Raw genomic sequence first — 3,000 nt, 5'->3', positions numbered from 1 at the left:
GGGCGTGCGGGGAGCGCCGCCCCCCGCCGCCGCGTCACGCCGCCACCGGCTCGCCGAGCTGCATCACCGCCTGCACGTCGGTGAAGTTCGGGATGTCGCCCATCACCTCCGGCCCGTGCGCCGCCACCGCCTTCTGGAAGCTCTCGCCGCTGTCAAATGTCAGCGTGGTGATGACCTGATAGGTGGGCGCACCGTTCGGCGCGCCGTTGATCTTGGTCACCGTCCAGTCCTTCAGCCCAAGACCGCGCCAGCGCGCGTCGACCAGTGGCATGTGCGTCTTCATGTAGTAGCCGAGATCGAACTTCCCGCCGGCCGGATACATCACCACGACTGTGAACATCTTTGCCTCCCCGTTTCTTCGGCCGCCCCCGGCGGCGCGGGCGAACGCTAGACCGCCGCCCGCGGCCGCGCCAGCCGCGCGGCCTATTTTCGCGCGAGGGCGGCGTAGAACTCGAACGAGCCGGAGACCGTCGGATAGACCTGCAGCCGCCGGAACGGGATCAGCCCCGCCGCCTCCAGCTCGTCGACGACGGCGGCGAAACCGCCCGGGGTGAACTGCCAGGCATGGGCGTCGACATAGGGGCCCGCGCCGTCATGCGCGGCGGCCTCGTAGGCGAAGATGCGGCGGATGCAGTCCAGCCGGTAGCTGTTGGTGGGCGCGTGCCGCGGGTCCGCGCCGTGGTCGCCCCGCCAGTGGCGCGGCGGATCGTTGTGGGTGTGCATCATCTGATCGGCCAGCACCTTCGCCGCCGAGTGGCGCGTCCGCCGCTGCGCGCGGGCCTGCACCACCTCGGTGATGTCGCTCTCCGGCAGGAAATGGTCGAAGCAGAAGCGCTTGTCGGGGATGACCAGCATCATCAGCCCGCCCGGCCGCAGCACGTCCGCGACGTCGAGGAAATGCCCGATCAGATCGGGCTGATGCTCGATGTTGTGCGACGAGAAGACGACATCGAACGTCCGCTCGATCAGCGTGCGGTAGGGCTGACCGGTCCAGACGTAGTCGATCTCCGGGACGGCGGACCCGGCGCTGTTGGGATCGGCCTCCGCCTTGCGGCGCAACTGCTCGGTGTCGAGCGCGTCCAGATAGGCGACGTCGAAGGCCGGGCGGCGGAACGCGGGCGCCCAGAACGGGCCGATCTCCAGGATGCCGGCGGCGGGCGGCACGAGGGCGAGGAACGTCCCGCGGTCATGGACCCGGCTGCACCGCCGCCCCTCGTCCGCGCCGTGCAGGACGTAGTGGTGCGCCAGCTCGTCGTCCGCCATCCGCACGAGGTCGCCGTTGTGCCGCCGATACTCGGCCACGTCGAAGGCGGGAGGCATGACGGCGATGTCGTCGCGCTCGATCAGCATCGGCCCTCTCCCTCCGCACGACACGGCACGGGCCGCCGAAGCTGGCCCCTGGTTTGCAGTCCCGACACGGTAGGGAATCAACCACACGCCCCGGCGCGCGACAACGCTCCCGCGCGGGCTGACGGAGGACACGCAGCCATGCCGGCCATCGCCAACGACACCCCTCCCCCGTTGCGTCTGCTGGCGCTGGCGATCCAGCACGTGCTTGTCATGTATGCCGGCGCGGTCGCGGTGCCGCTCATCCTCGGCAGCGCGCTAAAGCTGCCGCGCGATCAGGTGGCGCTGCTGATCAACGCGGACCTGTTCGCGTGCGGCATCGCGACGATCATCCAGTCGCTCGGCGCCGGGCCGTTCGGCATAAGGCTGCCGGTAATGATGGGCGTGACCTTCGCCTCCGTCGCACCGATGCTGGCGATGGGCGCCAATCCGGCGCTCGGCCTGCCGGGGATCTACGGCGCGGTGATCGTCGCGGGCCTGTTCGGCATGGCGGCCGCGGGGTTCGTCTCGCGCCTGCTGCCGTTCTTCCCGCCGGTGGTCACCGGGTCGATCATCACCGTCATCGGCATCACCCTGATGCGCATCGGCATCAACTGGGCCGGCGGCGGCTTCGGCTCGCATGATTTCGGCGCGCCCGGCTATCTGGGGGTGGCGGCCCTGGTGCTGGCGATCATCCTGCTGCTGCTGCGCTTCGCCCACGGCTTCCTGCAGAACGTGGCGGTACTGACCGGTATCGCGGTCGGCTATGCCATCACCATTGCGCTCGGCTGGGACAATTTCGAGGGGCTGTCGTCGCAGCCGGTGATCGCGCTGGTGCGGCCGTTCCAGTTCGGCCTGCCGCGTTTCGACGTGGTGGCGGCGATCTCGATGTGCCTCGTGATGATCGTGGTGATGATCGAAAGCACGGGCATGTTCCTCGCCCTCGGCGAGATGGTCGGCCGGCCGGTCGGGCCGGCGGATCTGCGCCGGGGCCTGCGCGCCGACGGCCTCGGCACGCTGATCGGCGGGATCTTCAACACCTTCCCCTACTCGTCCTTCTCGCAGAATGTCGGGCTGGTGGGTGTCACCGGCATACGCAGCCCGATGGTGTGCGTCGCGGGCGGGGTCGTGATGCTGGTGCTCGGCGTGTTTCCCCGCCTCGCCTACGTGGTCGCGTCGGTGCCGCAATGCGTGCTCGGCGGCGCGGGCGTGGTGATGTTCGGCATGGTCGCCGCGACCGGCATCAAGATCCTGTCCGGCGTCAGCTACACGGGCGCGCACCGTACCAATCAGTTCGTGGTCGCGATCGCGGTCGGCTTCGGAATGATCCCGCTGGTCGCCCCGCTGCTGTTCCGCGCCGCCCCCGCGCTGCTCAAGCCGGTGCTGGATTCCGGCATCCTGCTGGCGACGGTCGCGGCGGTGGCCATGAACGCCTATTTCCGCCCCCGCGCGGCGCCCGGGGAGGAACCGGCTGGCCTCGCCGCGCCCGCGCATGGCATGGATCACATCTGACGGGCGCGTTATCCTTCGGTCATCTTTCTTCATGTTATGGACGAATGATAGGCAAATCCGTGACCGACCGAGTAGTTTGTGGGCGGGTTTCGTGGGCGAATGTGAACGAATGCGTGAAATGTTGACACTTGACGCCATTAACGCCTTAGACCGGCTGCAATT

The 3,000-nt window shown here is 68.8% G+C and carries 3 protein-coding genes; 1 reads left to right on the top strand and 2 read right to left on the bottom strand.

The features are described from left to right. Positions 1 to 34: 34 nt before the first annotated feature. Both B8460_RS05520 and B8460_RS05515 read right to left on the bottom strand, forming a co-directional pair. A complete protein-coding gene (locus B8460_RS05520; RefSeq protein ID WP_048860581.1) occupies positions 35 to 340 on the bottom strand; it encodes an EthD family reductase in 306 nt (101 codons plus the stop codon). Positions 341 to 423: 83 nt separating this feature from the next. Next, complete coding sequence (locus tag B8460_RS05515; protein ID WP_048860580.1) at positions 424 to 1,350, bottom strand: methyltransferase domain-containing protein; 927 nt, start codon at positions 1,348 to 1,350, stop codon at positions 424 to 426. Between the two features lie 138 nt (positions 1,351 to 1,488). Between B8460_RS05515 and B8460_RS05510 the strand changes: the two genes are divergently transcribed. Further along, a complete protein-coding gene (locus tag B8460_RS05510) occupies positions 1,489 to 2,838 on the top strand; it encodes a nucleobase:cation symporter-2 family protein (RefSeq protein WP_048860579.1) in 1,350 nt (449 codons plus the stop codon). The last annotated feature ends 162 nt before the right edge of the window (positions 2,839 to 3,000 follow it).

Origin of the sequence: Acidisphaera rubrifaciens HS-AP3 (genome assembly GCF_000964365.1) — a bacterium.
GTDB classification, from domain to species: domain Bacteria; phylum Pseudomonadota; class Alphaproteobacteria; order Acetobacterales; family Acetobacteraceae; genus Acidisphaera; species Acidisphaera rubrifaciens.
This window is presented reverse-complemented; position numbering and strand designations above follow the sequence as displayed.

Excerpts from the sequence above, each read along its gene's own strand:
- B8460_RS05520 (WP_048860581.1), bottom strand. The coding sequence starts at position 340 with ATGTTCACAGTCGTGGTGATGTATCCGGCCGGCGGGAAGTTCGATCTC.
- B8460_RS05515 (WP_048860580.1), bottom strand. The coding sequence starts at position 1,350 with ATGCTGATCGAGCGCGACGACATCGCCGTCATGCCTCCCGCCTTCGAC.
- B8460_RS05510 (WP_048860579.1), top strand. The coding sequence starts at position 1,489 with ATGCCGGCCATCGCCAACGACACCCCTCCCCCGTTGCGTCTGCTGGCG.